16 protein-coding genes and 1 riboswitch are annotated in these 18,175 nt (G+C 45.2%); of the genes, 13 read left to right on the plus strand and 3 right to left on the minus strand.

From position 1 onward, the window contains the following. Window positions 1-484: 484 nt before the first annotated feature. From ycaC to larA (Q4G98_RS00035), 7 genes are all read left to right on the plus strand, one after another. Window positions 485-1,099 carry an isochorismate family cysteine hydrolase YcaC gene (gene ycaC / locus Q4G98_RS00005; RefSeq protein WP_177562486.1) on the plus strand — a complete coding sequence of 205 codons (615 nt, stop codon included), beginning with the start codon at window positions 485-487 and terminating at the stop codon, window positions 1,097-1,099. 180 nt (window positions 1,100-1,279) lie between these two features. Next, the gene (trkA, locus tag Q4G98_RS00010) at window positions 1,280-2,623 is read left to right on the plus strand and encodes a Trk system potassium transporter TrkA (protein ID WP_177562484.1); all 1,344 of its coding nucleotides are present in this window, start codon (window positions 1,280-1,282) and stop codon (window positions 2,621-2,623) included. Between the two features lie 3 nt (window positions 2,624-2,626). Then, complete coding sequence (locus tag Q4G98_RS00015; protein ID WP_177562482.1) at window positions 2,627-4,084, plus strand: TrkH family potassium uptake protein; 1,458 nt, start codon at window positions 2,627-2,629, stop codon at window positions 4,082-4,084. Window positions 4,085-4,112: 28 nt separating this feature from the next. Continuing rightward, on the plus strand, window positions 4,113-5,570 hold the full coding sequence (locus tag Q4G98_RS00020; RefSeq protein ID WP_177562479.1) for a TrkH family potassium uptake protein: 1,458 nt from the start codon (window positions 4,113-4,115) through the stop codon (window positions 5,568-5,570). 92 nt (window positions 5,571-5,662) lie between these two features. After that, entirely contained in the window at window positions 5,663-6,961 is a 1,299-nt protein-coding gene (larA, locus tag Q4G98_RS00025) for a nickel-dependent lactate racemase (protein WP_298564661.1), read from the plus strand. A 23-nt stretch (window positions 6,962-6,984) separates the two neighbouring features. Further along, the gene (gene larA / locus Q4G98_RS00030; RefSeq protein WP_298564662.1) at window positions 6,985-8,292 is read left to right on the plus strand and encodes a nickel-dependent lactate racemase; all 1,308 of its coding nucleotides are present in this window, start codon (window positions 6,985-6,987) and stop codon (window positions 8,290-8,292) included. A 20-nt stretch (window positions 8,293-8,312) separates the two neighbouring features. Further along, window positions 8,313-9,614, plus strand: a complete 1,302-nt coding sequence (larA, locus tag Q4G98_RS00035; protein WP_298564663.1) for a nickel-dependent lactate racemase — start codon at window positions 8,313-8,315, stop codon at window positions 9,612-9,614. A gap of 97 nt (window positions 9,615-9,711) precedes the next feature. Here the strand turns inward: larA (Q4G98_RS00035) and fba are convergent, their stop codons facing one another. From fba to Q4G98_RS00050, 3 genes are read right to left on the minus strand one after another with little or no spacing between them, the layout of a single operon-like run. Continuing rightward, window positions 9,712-10,641, minus strand: coding sequence for a class II fructose-1,6-bisphosphate aldolase (gene fba / locus Q4G98_RS00040; protein WP_293546466.1), 930 nt, complete (start codon window positions 10,639-10,641; stop codon window positions 9,712-9,714). 54 nt (window positions 10,642-10,695) lie between these two features. Then, window positions 10,696-11,370, minus strand: a complete 675-nt coding sequence (locus Q4G98_RS00045) for an RluA family pseudouridine synthase (RefSeq protein ID WP_301961786.1) — start codon at window positions 11,368-11,370, stop codon at window positions 10,696-10,698. Next, entirely contained in the window at window positions 11,348-11,536 is a 189-nt protein-coding gene (locus Q4G98_RS00050; protein WP_293546462.1) for a DUF896 domain-containing protein, read from the minus strand. The genes Q4G98_RS00045 and Q4G98_RS00050 overlap by 23 nt, the downstream gene beginning before the upstream one ends. A 183-nt stretch (window positions 11,537-11,719) precedes the next feature. Here Q4G98_RS00050 and Q4G98_RS00055 point away from each other — a divergent pair, with 183 nt between their 5' ends. The 6 genes from Q4G98_RS00055 to Q4G98_RS00080 all read left to right on the plus strand — a co-directional run bounded on the left by Q4G98_RS00055 (window position 11,720) and on the right by Q4G98_RS00080 (window position 18,168). Next, window positions 11,720-12,682: an ABC transporter substrate-binding protein gene (locus Q4G98_RS00055; protein ID WP_298564666.1), complete on the plus strand. Its 963-nt coding sequence runs from the start codon at window positions 11,720-11,722 to the stop codon at window positions 12,680-12,682. 67 nt (window positions 12,683-12,749) lie between these two features. Further along, entirely contained in the window at window positions 12,750-13,700 is a 951-nt protein-coding gene (locus Q4G98_RS00060; RefSeq protein ID WP_366916995.1) for an iron ABC transporter permease, read from the plus strand. Then, the gene (locus tag Q4G98_RS00065; protein WP_298564670.1) at window positions 13,700-14,482 is read left to right on the plus strand and encodes an ABC transporter ATP-binding protein; all 783 of its coding nucleotides are present in this window, start codon (window positions 13,700-13,702) and stop codon (window positions 14,480-14,482) included. The genes Q4G98_RS00060 and Q4G98_RS00065 overlap by 1 nt, the downstream gene beginning before the upstream one ends. 2 nt (window positions 14,483-14,484) lie before the next feature. Next, a riboswitch (cobalamin riboswitch) is annotated at window positions 14,485-14,663 on the plus strand. Between the two features lie 134 nt (window positions 14,664-14,797). Continuing rightward, entirely contained in the window at window positions 14,798-15,613 is an 816-nt protein-coding gene (gene nifH, locus Q4G98_RS00070; RefSeq protein ID WP_366916996.1) for a nitrogenase iron protein, read from the plus strand. Further along, window positions 15,597-16,892, plus strand: coding sequence for a nitrogenase component 1 (locus tag Q4G98_RS00075; RefSeq protein WP_298564674.1), 1,296 nt, complete (start codon window positions 15,597-15,599; stop codon window positions 16,890-16,892). Before nifH ends, Q4G98_RS00075 begins: the two co-directional genes overlap by 17 nt. Further along, window positions 16,885-18,168 carry a nitrogenase component 1 gene (locus Q4G98_RS00080; RefSeq protein WP_298564676.1) on the plus strand — a complete coding sequence of 428 codons (1,284 nt, stop codon included), beginning with the start codon at window positions 16,885-16,887 and terminating at the stop codon, window positions 18,166-18,168. The genes Q4G98_RS00075 and Q4G98_RS00080 overlap by 8 nt, the downstream gene beginning before the upstream one ends. The last annotated feature ends 7 nt before the right edge of the window (window positions 18,169-18,175 follow it).

The following is an 18,175-nucleotide window of genomic DNA, read 5'->3' on the forward strand; positions in this document are numbered from 1 at the left end:
CTGGAAGCGGCCTGGGAGGATAGAAAGCTGCCGGTTAGCAAAAAGACCTATACCATTTGGTATAGGTCTTTTTGCTATGTGTTGACTTTTAACCGACAAGGGAACCTGGGAAAAGCGAATCGCTGGTCGGCTCACGAGCGAAGGGAAGTGAACGACCGAGACAGAGAGCTTTCACAGAGCAGGCGACGAATAGGAGCTTGCGCGTGCGATAGAAAGCTGTTGTAACCGAAGTGCAGCGCAGCTGAATAATAGCTTCTGACAGCATATGATTAAAATAAATAATCTTTATTGCTTGACCCTTACTGATACTTTAAAAACTTATTATCATCAATAAGTTTTTAAATGACATATTAATTTAACTATGGTTGTTTGTATCTTTACTCGGGATATGATATCTTAATCTTAACAAGAGGATCCCTTGACTGTACTAAAAGATCTTTGATAGCAATAAAAATATTAATTAACCTGTTAAGGAGTGGTTTATATGTCATTTAAATACAAAAGATTAGACAAGAATGATGCGGCTGTATTACTTATCGATCATCAGACCGGATTGTTTAACCTGGTTCGGGACTTTGAACCAATTCAATTTAAAAATAATGTTTTAGCACTTGCGGACAGCGCTAAATTCTTTAACCTTCCTACTATCCTTACTACCAGCTTCGATAATGGCCCTAATGGTCCTTTGCTTCCTGAAATTGTAGAAATGTTCCCGGATGCTCCATTTATCAGACGACCTGGCCAGATCAATGCCTGGGATAATGAAGAGTTTGTTGCGGCAGTAAAAAAGACCGGTAAAAAGCAATTGATAATGGCCGGTATCGTAACTGATGTTTGTGTAGCCTTTGCGGCTTTGTCTGCTGTTGAAGCCGGTTATGAAGTTTTTGTAGTGACAGACGCTTCTGGTACTTTTAACGCAGAAGTACGTGATGCTGCTTGGAGGCGTATGGAAGCTGCCGGCGTGCAGCTAGTCAACTTCTTCAGTGTAGCCTGCGAATTGCACCGCGATTGGCGTAATGATATGGAAGGGTTGGCAACTTTACTTGGAAAATATATTCCTTCCTATCAAAATATTATGACCAGCTTTAATGCAAAATAATAAGCAGATAGCGGAAGTTAATAAATGAAAACTCCCTGAATTCCATTTACGAATTCAGGGAGTTTTTCTTTTTGAAAGACTTCTGAGAACGATGTGCAGAGGTAATTTAGATGTTTTTTTGACAAACTTGTGATATAATTGCTCTAGTTATATGAATGTCAGAAATAAGGGTGAATTTATATGCGTATAGTAATAGTCGGTGCTGGCAAACTGGGATATAGTATTGCTCAGTTACTGGCCGACGATCAGTACGATGTGGTAGTCGTTGAAATCGATGAGAAGCGTCGCGAGGTAGTAAAAAATTCCTTGGATGTATTGACCATTGGCGGGAACGGGTGCAGTCCCAATACTTTGGATGATCCGGATATCAGGGACGCCGATGTACTGATTGCGTCTACGGATAGTGACGAAGTCAATATGGTTACCTGTATGATGGCCAAAAACTATGGCGTTAAACATACAGTTGCCCGTATTAGAAATACCGAGTATGCTTTGACGGCGAAAGACTTGTTGAATCAGGGCATGAATATTGATCTGATCTTAAATCCTGAACGCATTACTGCTGCCGAAATAAATCATATTTTAATGACGCCTTCTGCTTTGGATGTAGACGATTTTGCCGAGGGGAAAGTAAGAATGTTTGAAGCTCGTATGAGTGATGCTTCTCCATATGTTGGCGTGCCCTTGAAAGATTTGGAGATACCCAGGCAGATACTGATCGCGATGTTGTTTCGCAGGCATAAGATGATCATTCCTCATGGCGATGATATGCTGGAGCCTGGTGATAATGTTTATTTTGTTGGTCAGCAAAGTGCGATCAAGGAATTTGAGGAAACTTTTGTCAATACTTATGAAAAGATAGAACGGGTCATGATTATCGGTGCCGGACGTACCGGTAGATTTTTGGCGCCAATGCTGGAGGAAGAAGGCCTTTTTGTTAAAGTTATTGAAAAGAATAAAGACCGTTGTCAGCTGATTGCGCAAAAGCTGGAGCATGGTATCGTTTTGTGTGGTGATGGTACAGATATTGATTTGCTGACGGAAGAAGGCATTGCTGAAGCCGATGTCGTGATCTGTATTACTGAAGATGATAAATTGAATTTGCTGCTGGCCTTGATGGCTAAGCATCTGGGTGCCAAGAAAACTATCGTCCGCGTAGCCCGTAACGAGTATGTAGAGCTGATGGAAAAGGTTGGCGTCGATATCGTACTTTCTTCACGTTTGCTGAGTTCTGGCGAGGTGCTGCGTTTTGTGCGGAAAGGCGGCATTGTTTCAGTTTCTCTGCTGGAGGGTGCGAAAGCAGAAGCACTGGAAATTATTTTGCCGGATGATTGTGAAGCTATCGGCAAAAGCCTGAAAGAGCTTAAACTGCCGCGTGCTTGTCTGGTTTGTGCCGTGGTCCATGATAATGAAGCGATAGTTCCTAATGGTAATACGGTATTATATGCCGGCGATAGAATTATTATTTTCGTTAAGAGTGAATTTGTAAAACGCGTTATGCCGTTTTTTGAAAGTAGAGGATAATCAATGAATATCAGGCTTGTGATGTATCTGCTGGGTAAGCTGAGCATCGCCTGTGCCGTAGCAATGGTTGTGCCAATGATCACGGCGCTGTTGCTGGAGGAATATATGTTCCTGGGCTTTATCTTTTCTTTTATGATCTGTGCCTTTATTGGTGGGGCACTGATCGGTAACGGTGAAAAGAATAAACGTGCTCATCTGAATTTACGGGAAGCTTTGGCAACAGTAGGCTGCGGCTGGCTGCTGGTCTGTTTTTTAGGGGCTATCCCTTATTATCTGTCCGGCCTTGTCGGGCTTGTAGGTGCCATTTTTGAAAGCACGTCAGGTTTTACAACTACTGGTGTAACTACTTTGTCGTCGTTGAGCAACTTCCCTGACAGCCTGCTGGTGTGGCGCAGTATGACGCATTGGACCGGCGGCATCGGCGTTATTATGCTGTTTATCACGATTATGCCGCAGGTAGGCAGCGGCGCTAATTATTTATTTAACGCTGAAATTCCGGGGCCGGCAGCAGAACGTACGCTTCCGAAAATCAAGGAATCGGCTTTTGTTATTTTTACCGTGTATATCTTTTTTACGCTTATTACAACAGTAGCCTTAAAAGTAGCTGGGATGAGCTGGTTTATGGCAATGAACCTGGCTTTGGCCTCCGTCGCTACAGGCGGATTTTCCTATCAGTATGAAAGCCTGATGGAGTTTGAAACTGTTTATGTCGAAATGATCGTTATTATTGCTATGGTGGCCGCCAGTTTGAATTTTGCTCTTTATTATAAGATATATCAGCATAATTTTAAGGTTTTTTGGATGGATACAGAGCGAAAAGCATATTTTTGGATCATCGGTATTGCCACAGCCTTGATAACCTGGAATTTGTATTATACTGGGTATTTTGATGCGTCCACCAGTTTTAGACACGCATTGTTTCAAACTGTATCAATAGCCAGTACCACTGGTTTTGCTTCCAGTGACTTTAATTTATGGCCTGATTTCAGCCGGTATGTACTGTTGCTTTTGATGTTTGTCGGAGGCTGCTCTGGTTCCACAGCTGGCGGTATGAAGGTCTCACGTTTTGTGATTTTGCTGAAGGTTACCTGGGCAGAGCTGCGCAGGACGATCCATCCGCGTATGGTTTACAGTATTAAAATGGGTGGGCGTAATGTTCCGCCTGTAGTAGTAGGCAATGTTACAAGATTTTTTTATTTATATATGATTGTCTTTTCTGCTTTGACCTTGCTGATTTCCCTGACTGGACTTTCAATGCTTGATTCTATGGGGATTATTGCCGCCTGTATGAGCAGTGTTGGACCGGCCTTTGGTATCGTTGGTCCTACGGCTACTTATGCCGATGTATCTACTTTTGGCAGATTAGTAGTTATTGCGGCGATGATTTTAGGACGTTTAGAGATTTTCACATTACTTATTATTATGAGGCCTGATTTCTGGCGTGTAAAACGCAACTGGTAAGGACAGGTCCGTGGAGGCTGTATTTTTTATGAATTTCAGTCTGATAGCTTTTTTATTAGGCAGGCTCAGCCTGGCGTTGAGTGCTATATTGTTGCTTCCTATAGGACTTGCGCTTTTTTATGGAGACGGTTCTTTTGTGGAATTTGCCATCGCTTCTTTTACGGCTTTTTTTGTAGGCCTGGGGTTTGTCCAATACGGAAGGTTTGATGAAAAAGAAGACATATCGCTGCGTGAAGGCTTTGCAACAGTTGTTTTTTCCTGGATTCTGACTTGCGTCATCTGCGCGCTGCCATATATGTTTTTGCATATCCTGGATCCTGTTTCAGCCGTTTTTGAAAGTATGTCCGGGCTGACGACTACCGGAGCCACGACGATCTCCAATCTGGCTGCCGTTCCAAAAACAGTTTTGTTCTGGCGCAGCTTTACGCATTGGCTGGGTGGTATCGGCATCATTGTACTGTTTATTGCTTTGCTGCCGCAGGTCGCAGGCGGGGCCGTACATCTTTTTAACGCAGAGGTAAGCGGTTTTGGTCAGGAAAGACTGCTGCCGCGAATCAGAACAACGGCTGGCGCATTGTTTTTTATTTACTGTCTGTTTACGGTTATTGGTACCGGGTTTCTGGTTATTTGCGGGATGACGAATTTTGACGCTATCAATCATTCTATGTCAGCAATCGCTACAGGCGGATTTTCCACTTATGACAATAGCGCTATGCATTACAACAGTGTTGCGATTGAAATAGTCTTGGCACTGATCATGTTTTTAGGCGGCGGTAACTTTGCTTTGTATTATGCTGTGACGCAGAGGGGGATCAAAACCCTGTGGCGAGACAGTGAGTTCAAAGCTTATATGATGATAATAGCTGTTTGGACATTGTTAATTACATTGAATTTGTTTTTCAGCAGCGGGCTGCAGTTTTTTGAAGGTTTACGCTGCGCCTTTTTTCAGGTGGTTTCGTTTGCTACTACTACGGGTTATGTCTCTTATGATTATGACACATGGCCGACCTTTTCGAAACTGCTGTTGTGTCTGCTATATCTGGTCGGCGCCTGTGCCGGTTCTACGGCAGGCGGTATTAAGGTGGGCCGTTTTGTAGTGATGAGCCGGGCGATCACGGCAGAATTACGCCGGGCGATCCATCCGCAGATGCTTTTAACAGTCAATTTTAACGGCAGGGTAATGCCGATTTCAGTTGTTGCGGCAATCAGCAGGTTTTTCTTCGTGTATATCATGACGATCGCCGTGATGTCGCTTCTGGTAGTATCGACAGGTCTTGGTATCGAAGAATCGATTTTTGCGGTGGCCGCCTGTTTGAGCAGCGTGGGTCCGGCTTTTGGAACGGTGGGAGCAACTGGTAATTATGCCGATATCAATGGCTTTGGCAAACTTGTGCTCTGCGTAACGATGCTGCTGGGACGTTTGGAATTATTTACGATGCTGGCGCTGCTGCGTTCGGAGTTTTGGAGCAGCAACAGAAACTGGTAAAAGGCAGATGTTTGGTAAACGTCTGTCTTTTATTTTCATTTAAATAGGAGTATAATAAATTTACTAGTGAAAAATAGAGGAGGAGCGTTTAAGTGAGGAAATATCAACTCCCTTATGGCAACGGATTTCAGGAAGTTACTCTGCCGGAAGAAAAAATACTTTATGATATACATGGCAATCAGGCGGCGATACAGGAAGATATCGCTGCTGCAACTTTGGCTGCCGTACGTGAACCTATTGCCAGCCAGCCGCTGCAGCAGGTAGTGCAGAAAGGCGATAAGGTCGCTGTTATCGTCAGTGACGTTACCAGACTGGTCAGGACGGCTGAGTTTTTGCCGGTAATTATCGGCGAGATCAATGCTGCCGGCGTACCTGATGAGGATATTACGATTGTTGTTGCTACCGGTACTCACCGTGCGCATACGCATGAGGAAGACATTGCTGTCTGCGGCGAAGAGATCGTAAAACGCATCAAAATACATCAGCATGACAGCAGAAATAACGAAGAGCTTACAGATTTGGGTGTAACCAGTTTCGGAACGCCGATCCTGATCGATTCGTATGTGGCTGAAGCAGATAAGGTCATTATTACAGGCGCTGTTTCGCTGCATCCTATGGCAGGCTTTGGCGGCGGCCGTAAGGCGGTCATGCCGGGCGTTTCCGGTCATGCTACGATCATGCATAACCATGCTATTGCGCTGGCGCCTAAGGTGGGCGACGGATGTAATCCTCTTTGCGAGACAGGCTTATTGGAGGGCAACCCTTTACACGAAGATATGGTAGAGGTAACGGAAAAATTGGCTCCGGCTTTTTTAGTAAATATGGTTTTCACACCGGAAGGAAAGCTGCATGAAGTTGTGGCCGGGCATTGGTATAAAGCCTGGGAGAAAGGCTGTAAGGATCTTGTGGCTATGGCTGGCGTACCGATCAGGGAGCAGGCTGATGTTGTTTTTGCTTCCGCTGGCGGCAGTCCGAAGGATATGAATTTATACCAAAGCTGCAAAGCACATATGAATGCTGTTTTTGCCGTTAAAAAAGGCGGCATCATGATTTTGACGCTGGAATGTCCTGACATCAAAGAGCCGGCTATTTTTACAGACTGGTTTGCAAAGTCAGATGTGCTGCAGTTTGAGAAAGATGTAAGGGCAGATTTTTCGATACCGGCCTTTGTAGCTTTTAAAACACGCTGCATCGTGAATTCATTGACTACTTATCTGGTAACCAAACCGGAAAATTTTGAGTTTGTAAAACAAACCGGTCAAATACCTGTTGCCAGCCTGGAAGAAGCATGGCAGCTTGCGAAGAGTGAACTGGACAAGCAGGGTAAGAAAGACTATACGATCACGATCATGGGGCATGCTTCGGCGACAATGCCTGTCTTGGAAGCGTGACTGTTTTTGAGGGGGAAACATGTATGGCTTTAAAAAGATATGCTTTAAATATCGGTAAACGTGTGGAAAGCATTGAGTTGCCGGAAGAACATATAGTGCAGGTCATTGATGGCGGCAGCGCTCCTAAAATTACTGATATCAGGCTGGCTACGCTGGAGGCAGTACGCAATCCTATTGGTACACCGGCTTTAAGCAGGCTTGTGCAGAAAGGCGATACAGTTGCGCTCATCGTCAGCGATATTACCCGTACCTGGTCGCGAACCAAAGATTATTTGCCCGCCATTGTAGAAGAGCTTAATAACAGCGGAATCCCGGATGAAGACATCTTTGTGATCGTTGCTACCGGTACTCACCGTGACAACGACGATGACGAGAAACGTTTGATTTTAGGTGAGGAGTTATTTGACAGGCTGCAGGTATTCGACCACGATGCTTACGGCACTGAAGCGAATGTCTTTTTAGGTACTACCAGCAGAGGTACACCGGTGTATATCGACAAAAGAGCGGTGGAAGCCGATAAGGTTATTTTGACAGGCGGCATTACAACGCATCTGTTTGCCGGCTTCGGCGGCGGGCGTAAAAGCGTTATGCCGGGACTTGCCGGTGTGGAAACGATCAAACATAATCACCTGCTGGCCTTGACAGATGAGGTCGGCGGCGGTGTGAACAAGGAAACTTATCTGACGAAGATCGAAGGCAATCGTGTCAGTGAAGATATGTGTGAAGTTTGCGCGTTTTTAAATCCCTGCTTTTTGGTAAATTCGATCATGGATGCCGAAGGGGATTTTGTGCGTATAGTGGCCGGGCACTGGTACGATGCCTGGTATGCCGGTACCCAGGAAGTAATGAAACTGCAGGGTGTGGAAGCGAAAGCCAAAGCTGATGTCGTTATTGGTTCCTCCGGCGGCTATCCAATGGATATCAATCTGTATCAGGGAATGAAATCTTATGCGCCGGCACAAATGGCAATGCAGCCGCACGGTATTTTTATCGCGCTGTTAGACTGTCCTGATATTTATGAACCACCATCATTTTTTGACTGCTTTCGCTTTAATGACGAGCTGAGCATGGAAAAAGAACTGCGGGCAGGCTTCACGATACCATTTTATATTGCGTTTTACATGTATTGTATGTCGAAGCAGTTTACGGTCATCATGGTCACGCGACCTGAAAATTTTGACGCAGTACGCAAAACAGGCCAGATCCCGGCAGCAACTTTAGCAGAGGCCTGGAAGCTGGCACAGGAAAAATTAAAGGAACAGGGTAAAAGCGAAGTTTATACAGTCAACATTATGCCGCACGGAGTAAATACTGTGCCAATGTTTAAATAACGACAAGTGAGGGGAAAAAAGTGGCTTTAAAAAAGTTTAGATTTGGTATAGGTGAAGGCTATCAGGAAGTAGTCTTACCGGAAGAACATATTCTGCAGGTTATTGAGGGTAATGAAGTCCCCAGGCTGGAAGATGTTAAATCAGCAACTATCGCGGCGCTGCGTAATCCCATCAATAGTAAGCCGTTGCAGGAGGTCGTCGGCAAAGGTGAAAAAGTTGCTGTTGTTGTCAGTGATATTACGCGCGGCTGGATACGCACGCCTGAGTTTTTAAAATATGTAATAGATGAAGTTAATTTAGGCGGTGTACCTGATGAGGATATTTGCATCGTTATAGCACAGGGTACACATCGCGCTCAAACCAGAGCAGAGGATATCGCTGTCTGCGGAGAGGAAGTTGCTGACCGGATTAAGATCTATCAGCATGACTGTCTAGCAGATGATCTGGTGCATGTTGGTGATACCAGCCGTGGTACGCCGGTCTGGATAGACAAACATGTTGCTGATGCCGACAAAGTAATTATTACCGGCGGCATCACAGTACATCTGATGGCCGGCTTTGGTGGCGGCCGTAAAAGTATCCTGCCCGGCATAGCTGGTGACGAAACGATTCAGAAAAACCATGCGCTGGCGTTGGCAGACGAGGTCGGTGCCGGTATCAGCGAGGAAACGCGCACGACTTTGATCGATCATAACCGTTTGAATGACGATATGTGTGAAGCTGCTGCTTTGGTCAATCCATGTTTTCTCGTCAATTCTGTAATGGATACTAATGGCGATTTTGCCCGTATTGTGGCCGGACACTGGTATGATGCCTGGCTGGAAGGTACTAAAGAGGTTATGAAGATCCAGGGTGTGAAGGTCAAAGGGCAGGCCGATGTAGTTATTGCTTCGCCGGGTGGCTTCCCTAAGGATATCAACCTTTATCAGGGCTCTAAAACTTATGATACGGCTGAAATGGCACTGAAACCCGGCGGTATCGTGATTTCTGTTTTAGAAGCGCGAGAGATCAATGATCCGCCTGAATTTATGCAGAGCTTCCGCTTTAATGATGTCATTGAGATGGAAAAGGCTTTAAGGGCTAAATTCACGATCCCTTTCTTTATTGCCTATCGTTTGTTTTTGCTGTGCCAGAACAGCACAGTTTATATTGTTACGAAAAAGGAAAACTTTGAAACTGTAAAAAAGACCGGTCAGATACCGGTAGAAACTGTAGAAGAAGCCTGGTCTTTAGCACAAAAACAACTAAACGAACGTGGTCTGAAAGATTATACGATCAATATTATGCAGCATGCAGCTAATACAGTGCCGCTGATCGATTAACCAAATAGGTAAAATTCCGCTCTTTTTTAAGAGCGGAATTTTTTTTGAAACAAAAAAATCCCCGCAGGAAGAAACCTGCAGGGATAGTTAGTGATTTTTACAGTCTGTTAGAGCTGTTGAGCACGTCGCGCATTTTGTGCGCTACCATTTGTTTGATAGCTTCGCGTGCCGGTTTTAAATATTGACGCGGATCGAAATCAGCCGGATTAGTAGCCAGATGCTTGCGGATAGAAGCTGTCATAGCCAAACGCAGATCAGTGTCGATATTGATTTTGCAGACGCCGAAGGTCCCGGCTTTCAGAAGCATATCTTCAGGAACGCCTTGTGCGCCGTCAAGCTTGCCGCCGTATTTATTACATTCTTCCACGAAAGAGGGAATAACAGTGGAAGCGCCATGCAGGACCAGCGGGAAACCAGGCAATAAGTTAGTGATTTTTTCCAAACGGGCAAAATCAAGCTCAGGATTACCTTTGAATTTATAGGCGCCGTGGCTGGTGCCGATGGCGATTGCCAAAGAGTCAACGCCAGTACGTTCAACGAACTCTACGGCCTGGTCGGGATCGGTATAAGTAGCGTCTTTAGTATTGACTTTGACTGCGTCTTCGACGCCGGCGAGGCGGCCCAGCTCTGCTTCAACGACAACGCCTTTATTGTGAGCGTACTCGACAACGCGCTTAGTAAGCTCAATATTTTCTTCAAAGGGATGTTTGGAACCGTCGATCATAACAGAGGTAAAACCGCCGTCAACACAGGCTTTGCAGATTTCAAAATCTTCGCCGTGGTCAAGATGCAGGCAGATCGGCAGACCAGTGTCTTCGATCGCGGCTTCAACCAGCTTCATCAGATAAATATGATTGGCATATTTGCGGGCACCGGCTGAAACCTGTAAAATCAAAGGCGATTTTTCTTCACGTGCAGCTTCGACGATACCTTGGATTATTTCCATGTTGTTGACGTTGAAAGCACCTACAGCATAGTGGCCTTCATAAGCTTTTTTGAACATTTCGGTTGATGTTACCAGTGGCATGAGATAGCCTCCTTTATGTCTATTGTTGTAATTAATTATAGCATACTCTATACTTTAATAGTATATAATTTTTAAAAGATCGCTTGGTAAAGTGCAGGATATTTCTAAAAATTTAGCTGTTACAGGATGTCTGAAACCAAGATAATAAGCATGCAGAGCATGACGGCTTTGTGGTCCGGGCGTACCATAAAGGTTATCATTATAAAGCGGGCAGCCGATATGTGCCAGATGTACGCGTATCTGGTGGGTTCGGCCCGTGTGCAGCTGAAGTTCCAGTAAACTGAGCTGCCCCTGGCGTTTGAGCAGGGTATAATCGGTACGGGCATATTTGCCGCTGGGAGAAACGCAGCGTTCAATGATACTGCCTTCTTTGCGGGCGATGGGGGCTTCGATCTTTCCCTTAACGGCAGGTAAAGCTCCTGTAACGATTCCCAGATATTTTTTTATGACCTCCTGCTGTGAAAGAAGAAACTGGATCCGCGGTTCTTTGGCAAAAATCACCAGCCCGGAAGTATTACGGTCCAGACGCGAAACAGGATGGATATTGTGCAACAGTCCATTACTATCATAGTAGCGGGCGACATAGTTATACAGAGTGCTGCCGTCTTCTTTTACTGTTGGATGCACCAGCATCCCGGCAGGTTTATTGACGATCAGCAGATATTCGTCTTCGTAAAAGACCGCCTGTGAAAAATTAAAATCCATATCAATGCTGTGGCGGCAGTTCATCGACGACTTCGATTTTGTCGAGCTGCTGCTTGACCTGCCCGCGGATAAAACCCAAATATTCTTTATACAATACCTTTTGTTCACACTGTTCTTCTTCAGTTAAACCCTCACTGCGTTTTTTCTGGGCTAAAACATTGATGCGGGCAATAAGTTCATTTATTTTCATAACCGGGATACCTCCGTTTCCTCTATGCATTATAGCAAAGTTAAAGGCTCAGAACAAGCGAACTTCCTTGACGCTGGTAGTAATATATGCTATTATGAAACGGTAATCAATAAGACGTTACGAGTGCCTCTGACGATAACTGACGTTGGGAGGCTTTCTTAATTTTGCAGGGAGAGAACTATAATGAAAATTTTAAGAGCGGTACTTGCAGCTGCATTGTGTCTGACAGTTTTCAGCGGCTGCGGACCAAACGCTGAAAATACGAAATCTGCCAGTGATGCTAAAGCATTTTTAACTGTTACTGACGATACCGGACGCACTGTAGTCCTGCCGAAGAAGCCTGAACGTGTCGTGAGCCTGGCGACTTCCTACCTGAATATGATCGATGCCGTAGGCGGTAAGATCGTTGGCCGTGCTTCATCAAAAATAGGAGAAATGCCGGCCGCTATGAAAGATGTGCCGGAAGTTGGCTTTGTTTATAATATCAATATGGAAAGTCTGATCGGCTTAAAGCCTGATCTGGTCATTGCGAATAAAAACCAGCACGAAAAATTTCTGCCGCTTTTAGAGTCTAATAAAATCCCTGTTATTGCAATAAATCCTAAAACATATGACGAGGTAAAAGATAAACTCATTTTAATGGGTAAAATTTATGGTGTGCCTGAAAAAGGTGAGGCAGCGGCTGCGAAACTCGATCAGCAGGTCAAGGCTGTGACAGACCGGCTGCCGCAGGAAGCGAAACGCATCGTTATCATGCACGCAACGCCTTCCAACGTAACTGTTGAATTAGAAAACAGTATCGCCGGCTGCGTTGCCAAAATGCTGGGATTTCAGAATGTTGCCGTCGGTTCAACACCTATGAAGGGCAAACCGGAGAAGACTCCCTACAGCATGGAAGCATTAGTAGAAAAGAATCCTGAAATTATTTTTATCACTTTTATGGGTGATAGTGAAGAGATAGAAAACAGATTGCGTGCTGATGTAAAAAGTAATCCGGCCTGGGCTTCGCTGGAAGCAGTTCGGAACAATAAGGTATATTTACTGCCTGAAAGATTATTTCTGCTCAATCCAGGCCTGCATTATCCGGAAGCTGTAAAATATATGGCAAAAACTGTATACCCAGAGGTTTTTAAGGATGACAAATAATCAGGCGGATACTTTAGAAAGAATTGAACGATTCGGCATTTCGCGTACAGCCTGGCGTCTTATCGTCATGGCTGCTTTTGCCATGCTGGCGTTTTTGGGAGCTTTTTTAAGCCTGACAAAAGGGTCTGCCGATATTAGTCTGGCGCAGATCATTAGTATTTTATCTAATCCAACCTTAGAGCCGCAAAGCCAGATCATCTGGAATATCAGAATGCCGCGGACAATAGTAGGCGCGTTAGTAGGAGTAAATCTTGCCATTGCCGGTGCCGTCTTGCAGGCTGTAATGCGTAATCCGCTGGCTGATCCGCATATTATTGGTATTTCCAGTGGCGCCGGCCTTGCAGGTGTTACGATCATGATCCTGTTTCCCACACTGGAATATCTGATTACGCCGGCGGCGTTTATCGGCGCTATGCTTGCAGCTGTCTGCATTTACATTTTGGCCTGGAAAAATGGTATCAAGCCCGTGCGGATCATTTTAGCAGGCGTAGCCGTATCTGCCTTTTTAAGTGCCGGTATTTCCGGCCTGATGATTTTTTACAGTGACCGCGTACATGGCGCTTTGATGTGGATGGTTGGCGGCCTGGCCGCCCGCAGCTGGCCGCATGTCAGTATCATTTTGCCATACGCCATTGTAGGTGTGCTGCTGGCCTTTATTGGCGCCGCTTATCTTAACATTCTGCAGCTTGGCGACGAAATGGCGCGTGGATTAGGAGTTAATGTAGAAGTTACACGTATTGCTATGACTGCCGTTGCAGCCTTACTGGCGGCCAGCGCCGTCAGCGTTGTGGGTCTCTTGGGGTTTGTAGGGTTGATCGTGCCGCACGCGGCCCGGCTGATAATTGGTTCAGACTACCGCTATTTGATGCCTGCTTCAGGGCTTTTAGGAATTGCCGTTGTAACTCTCAGTGATACTTTTGCACGTGTTGTTTTTGCGCCTGTCGAACTGCCTGTCGGTATCATTATGGCTTTCATTGGCGCGCCCTTCTTTCTGTTTCTGTTAAGGAGAGAGATCTGATGAGTATTTTGCAGGCAAATGAGATCACGATTCGTATTATTGATAAAACTATCATCCATGATCTAAACCTTTCCGTACCGGAAGGGAAAGTAACTGCGATCATAGGCCCTAACGGCTGTGGCAAAAGTACTACATTAAAGGCTTTGGCCCGTATTTGGCTGTGCTATAAAGGCAATGTGACCTTTAATGGCGAAGACATAAAAAAATTCAGCCATCGGGAATTTGCGCAAAAACTGGCGATTTTAACGCAGGCGCCGCAATCACCGGCAGATCTGACTGTTAAAGACCTGGTAGAGATGGGGCGCTTTCCGCATCGCAGCTGGTTTGGCCGCAAAAGCGTGGAAGACGATGCCCATGTTGAGTGGGCTTTAGGCCAGACGAATATGCTGGGAATGCAGCACCGCCTGCTCAGCACCTTATCTGGCGGCGAGCGGCAAAGGGCCTGGATCGCTATGGCTTTAGCCCAAAGGCCGCAAGTACTCTTGCTTGATGAACCTACGACCTATTTGGATATCTGCCATCAGCTGGAAGTCATGCAGCTTTTGGCAAAACTCAACCGTGAATTGCAGTTGACAGTAGTTATGGTCATCCACGACATCAATCATGCTGTGCAGTATTCCGATCATATTGCTGTAATCAAAGAAGGCCGTCTGGTAACGGAAGGAGAGCCGCAGAAAATCGTCACAGCACAGCTGCTGAAAGATGTTTTCAAAGTTAAAGCTGATGAATTTGTCTGCAGTAACGGTATGCCGGCACTGCTTCCGGTAGACCTGGTAAAATAAAATTTAATATTGTTTGATCTGGTGCGCTTGCTGCGCATAATAGATAAATCGGTGTAAGTCCGATACGATCCCGTCGCTGTAATGATGAGCAACCCTCGAAATACCACTGGGCGAAAGCCTGGGAAGGTGAGGCGAGCAATGAATCAGAGTCAGAAGAACTGCCAGATCATAGTACGTCCCCACGAGAGATGGGAAAGCGTCGATAAAATATTCGGTATTCATACTAATATTTATTTTTTAGAACAGCTTTCCCAAAGGGGTGAGTCTGTTCTTTTTTTCTTTTAAAATTTATAGATAGTATGGAGGTAATGGATGATGAAAAAAATTGCTTTTTATGGTAAAGGCGGTATTGGTAAATCCACTACGGCTGCTAATGTATCGGCTGCATTCAGCGAAATGGGGCAAAAGGTTTGTCAGATAGGCTGCGATCCCAAAAATGATTCTACCAGACTGCTTTTGGGACAAATCTGCCGTCAAACAGTTTTGGATCTGGTCCGTGATTCTGAAGATGATATCCAGGCAGAACAGATAGTACATACAGGTTTTAACGGCATCAAATGTGTTGAAGCAGGAGGTCCGGAACCTGGAGTTGGCTGTGCTGGGCGTGGTATTATCGTCGCCTTGGAAAAATTGAAAGAACTTGAGGTTTTAGATGATGAAGATCTCGTTTTGTATGATGTCTTGGGAGATGTTGTTTGTGGCGGATTTGCCGTACCGATCAGAGAAGGTTATGCAACAGATATTTATATAGTTTCTTCCGGCGAGCTGATGGCGCTTTATGCGGCGAATAATATTGCTAAAGGTGTTAAAAGATTTGCGGCCAGAGGCGAGGTAAGACTTGGCGGCATTATCGGTAATAGCCGGAATACGCCTAATGAACATGCGTTGCTGACAGAATTTGCCAGAAGATTAAATACAAAATTGATTGCCTTTATTCCCCGCAATGTGATCGTAAACAAAGCCGAAAATAACCGGCAGACGGTCATAGAATATGCACCGGAGTGTGAACAGGCTCAGGTTTACAGAACATTGGCGCAGGATATTTGGGGAAATCAAGAATTATCAGTACCGACACCTTTGACGTTTGAAGAACTGGAGGATTTAGTAGCAGGTTATGGCAATCAAGACTAAAAGAATGCTGTCTAAAACTAAAAGCTGCAGCTGCAGTATGCCCGGTGTTTGGCGTGCGGCTGCCTATTGCAGCGGCGCTGCTGTTATTTTTCATAGCCCGCGGGCCTGTGCCCATGTGGCGCGCAGCATGGACATTAATGCACAGTATCGTGCTTTGGCAAATGGCTCTGCTGAAAATTTAAAGTCTATTCCCGTCGTATCAAGCCTGCTTCAGGAAAAACATTCTATTTTTGGCGGTGCGGAACGCTTACGTGCCTGCATAGATGACGTTATCAAGACTTATCAGCCGCAGTGCCTGATCATTGCCAATTCCTGTGTCGCCGGTGTTATTGGCGATGATGTTGAAGCAGTTGGCAGGGAAAGTGAAATAAAATACGGTATTCCGGTACTTACAGTTCCCTGTTATGGTTTTCTGGATGGCGAATATTATCAGGGTTATTTTGCTGTGGCCGAGCAGCTTGCTGCAAGATTTTTACAAAAACAGCCTAAAATAGCTGATACAGCTTTGCTGATAGGTGATAACGGCGGTCCTTGGGGGCACTATGCCCTGGAGGTAAAACGTTTGCTGGCCTATTTTGGCATTCAGGTTATTGGACAATTTCCTGGATACGTGCCTATAAAGGAGTTGCCGCAAATTACGGCGGCGTCTTTCAGCGTTATTCTGGGTGGGCGAGGGCAGACATATACTGGTCTGACCAAAATAGCACAGCTTTTAGAGGAAGATTACGATGTCCCGTATCTGCAGGAGGGTTATCCGGTAGGCTGGGATAATACGGTAAGCTGGCTGAGAAGTTTAGGCGTTTTTTTGCATAAAGAAGCTTTGGCAGAGGAAGCTGTAGCACAGGAAAGAGCTAAACTGGTTGCTTATGCTGATAAAGTAAAGAACATAACGCAGGGTAAGCGCTGCGTAGTTTGTATTGGCAGGATGCTGATGTATTTCCATCCCGGCGGAGTATTGGAAACGCTGCGCAGATTGGAAATGCAGGTAGAGGCAATTGTTTTATTTGATAATTATAATGCAAGGGAAAGAAAAAAGATGGTCGATGCTATAACGGCTCAATGCCAGGCTCCGATCATTAATCAGGCCGAAGGGCAGAATTTATTAGATACAGCCGATTTGGTTTTGACGACTCACGAAATAACCAATAATCAGGAACTAAGGCAGATATTTTTGCCCATGCTGCCGCTTGTAGGAACAAGCGGAGAAATAGAATTTATGGATTGCATTTATAAAACCTTATGTCGCCGCGGTGAAAAAGGAGGTATCGTTTATGTCTGAAACAGTTGAATGGGGCAATGTTTGCAGCAGAGTAGATACCTGTGCCTTGACCGGCGCCGCAGCATTTTTTACTGGGATCAAAGATGCCGAAGTTCTGGTCAATGGGCCGCTGTGGTGTTATTTCTATGCACTGCGGCATCTTGAAAAATCTAACTGCAGGCTGGGTGAACGCTTTCATGGTTCGCAGCCGGACAATAACGCAGTTGTTTATGGAACAGAAGAATGTTTGACAGAAGCTTTGGAATATATCAGAAATAACAGGAACCCATCGATTCTATTGATCGAAAACAGCTGTAGTGTCAGCTTGATTGGTGATGATATTGAAGGTATTGCGGCTAAATCCAGGCTGCCATTTCATGTAGTAGGCCTTGACAGCGGTGGATTGAATGGTGGCTTTGCAGAAGGCTACAGTAAAGCAAGTCTCAGATTGTGGCAATATTTAGACTTGCCGGATATTAAAATAAAGTGTCGTTCAGGCGTCAATTTATTAGGATGTACGACGGCTTATTTTAACGGAAAAAATGATCTTGATGAAATCAAAAGAATTCTGGAGATTGCAAATTACAGAGTTATTGCAACGCCGGGAGCAGGCGGCGAACTTGAAGTACTGCAAAAAGTTCCTGCAGCGCAGTTAAATATAGTGATCAATGAAGAGCTGGGTTTAGAGACTGCTAAATATCTTAAGGAGCGGTACGGAACGCCATATGTCGTAGTGGGAATACCTTACGGATTGAAAGGGACAATGCGCTGGCTGGAAAAAATAGCAGAAGCATTACCAGCTGATCTGGAAAATATCAGGGAAGAGTGTGAAAAAACGCAAATCGAATTGCTGACTGCCGTAAATGAAGCCCGCTGCACATGGGGAGAACTGTGGTTCGATAAAATTATTGTTGCCGCGCCTGGAACTACAGCTATCTGTATTGCCCAAGCCTTACGTGAAGAATGGGCAGATACTGAAAAACTGATCGTGATCTGTCAAAATAGGGTCAAAAAATTACCTGCGCCTGCAGAGGCTGATGAAATTTTACTGGCCGAAAAAGACAGCAAAAAATTTGAACAGCTGCTTCAGCAGGCAGATAATACGCTTATTCTGGGCAGCAGCAGTGAAAGTTCTGTTTTGCTGCGTGAGGGGAAAAGATTTTGGTGCTGCAATATTGCTTATCCAGTACAAGACGAGGTGCTTTTGGCAGCCGCTCCGTTTGCAGGTATTCGTGGTGCCGGACATATGCTGCAGCGGTTATGGAATTTAAAAATAAAAGCGCAGCTGCCTTATTAGGAGTGAC

Source organism: uncultured Phascolarctobacterium sp. (assembly GCF_958349595.1).
Classification (GTDB): Bacteria; Bacillota; Negativicutes; order Acidaminococcales; family Acidaminococcaceae; genus Phascolarctobacterium.

Bases quoted from the DNA above. Each gene is read 5' to 3' on its own strand.
- ycaC (WP_177562486.1), top strand. From the start codon at position 485: ATGTCATTTAAATACAAAAGATTAGACAAGAATGATGCGGCTGTATTA.
- trkA (WP_177562484.1), top strand. From the start codon at position 1,280: ATGCGTATAGTAATAGTCGGTGCTGGCAAACTGGGATATAGTATTGCT.
- Q4G98_RS00015 (WP_177562482.1), top strand. From the start codon at position 2,627: ATGAATATCAGGCTTGTGATGTATCTGCTGGGTAAGCTGAGCATCGCC.
- Q4G98_RS00020 (WP_177562479.1), top strand. From the start codon at position 4,113: ATGAATTTCAGTCTGATAGCTTTTTTATTAGGCAGGCTCAGCCTGGCG.
- larA (WP_298564662.1), top strand. From the start codon at position 6,985: ATGGCTTTAAAAAGATATGCTTTAAATATCGGTAAACGTGTGGAAAGC.
- fba (WP_293546466.1), bottom strand. From the start codon at position 10,641: ATGCCACTGGTAACATCAACCGAAATGTTCAAAAAAGCTTATGAAGGC.
- Q4G98_RS00045 (WP_301961786.1), bottom strand. From the start codon at position 11,370: ATGAACTGCCGCCACAGCATTGATATGGATTTTAATTTTTCACAGGCG.
- Q4G98_RS00050 (WP_293546462.1), bottom strand. From the start codon at position 11,536: ATGAAAATAAATGAACTTATTGCCCGCATCAATGTTTTAGCCCAGAAA.
- Q4G98_RS00055 (WP_298564666.1), top strand. From the start codon at position 11,720: ATGAAAATTTTAAGAGCGGTACTTGCAGCTGCATTGTGTCTGACAGTT.
- Q4G98_RS00060 (WP_366916995.1), top strand. From the start codon at position 12,750: ATGGCTGCTTTTGCCATGCTGGCGTTTTTGGGAGCTTTTTTAAGCCTG.
- Q4G98_RS00065 (WP_298564670.1), top strand. From the start codon at position 13,700: ATGAGTATTTTGCAGGCAAATGAGATCACGATTCGTATTATTGATAAA.
- nifH (WP_366916996.1), top strand. From the start codon at position 14,798: ATGAAAAAAATTGCTTTTTATGGTAAAGGCGGTATTGGTAAATCCACT.
- Q4G98_RS00075 (WP_298564674.1), top strand. From the start codon at position 15,597: ATGGCAATCAAGACTAAAAGAATGCTGTCTAAAACTAAAAGCTGCAGC.
- Q4G98_RS00080 (WP_298564676.1), top strand. From the start codon at position 16,885: ATGTCTGAAACAGTTGAATGGGGCAATGTTTGCAGCAGAGTAGATACC.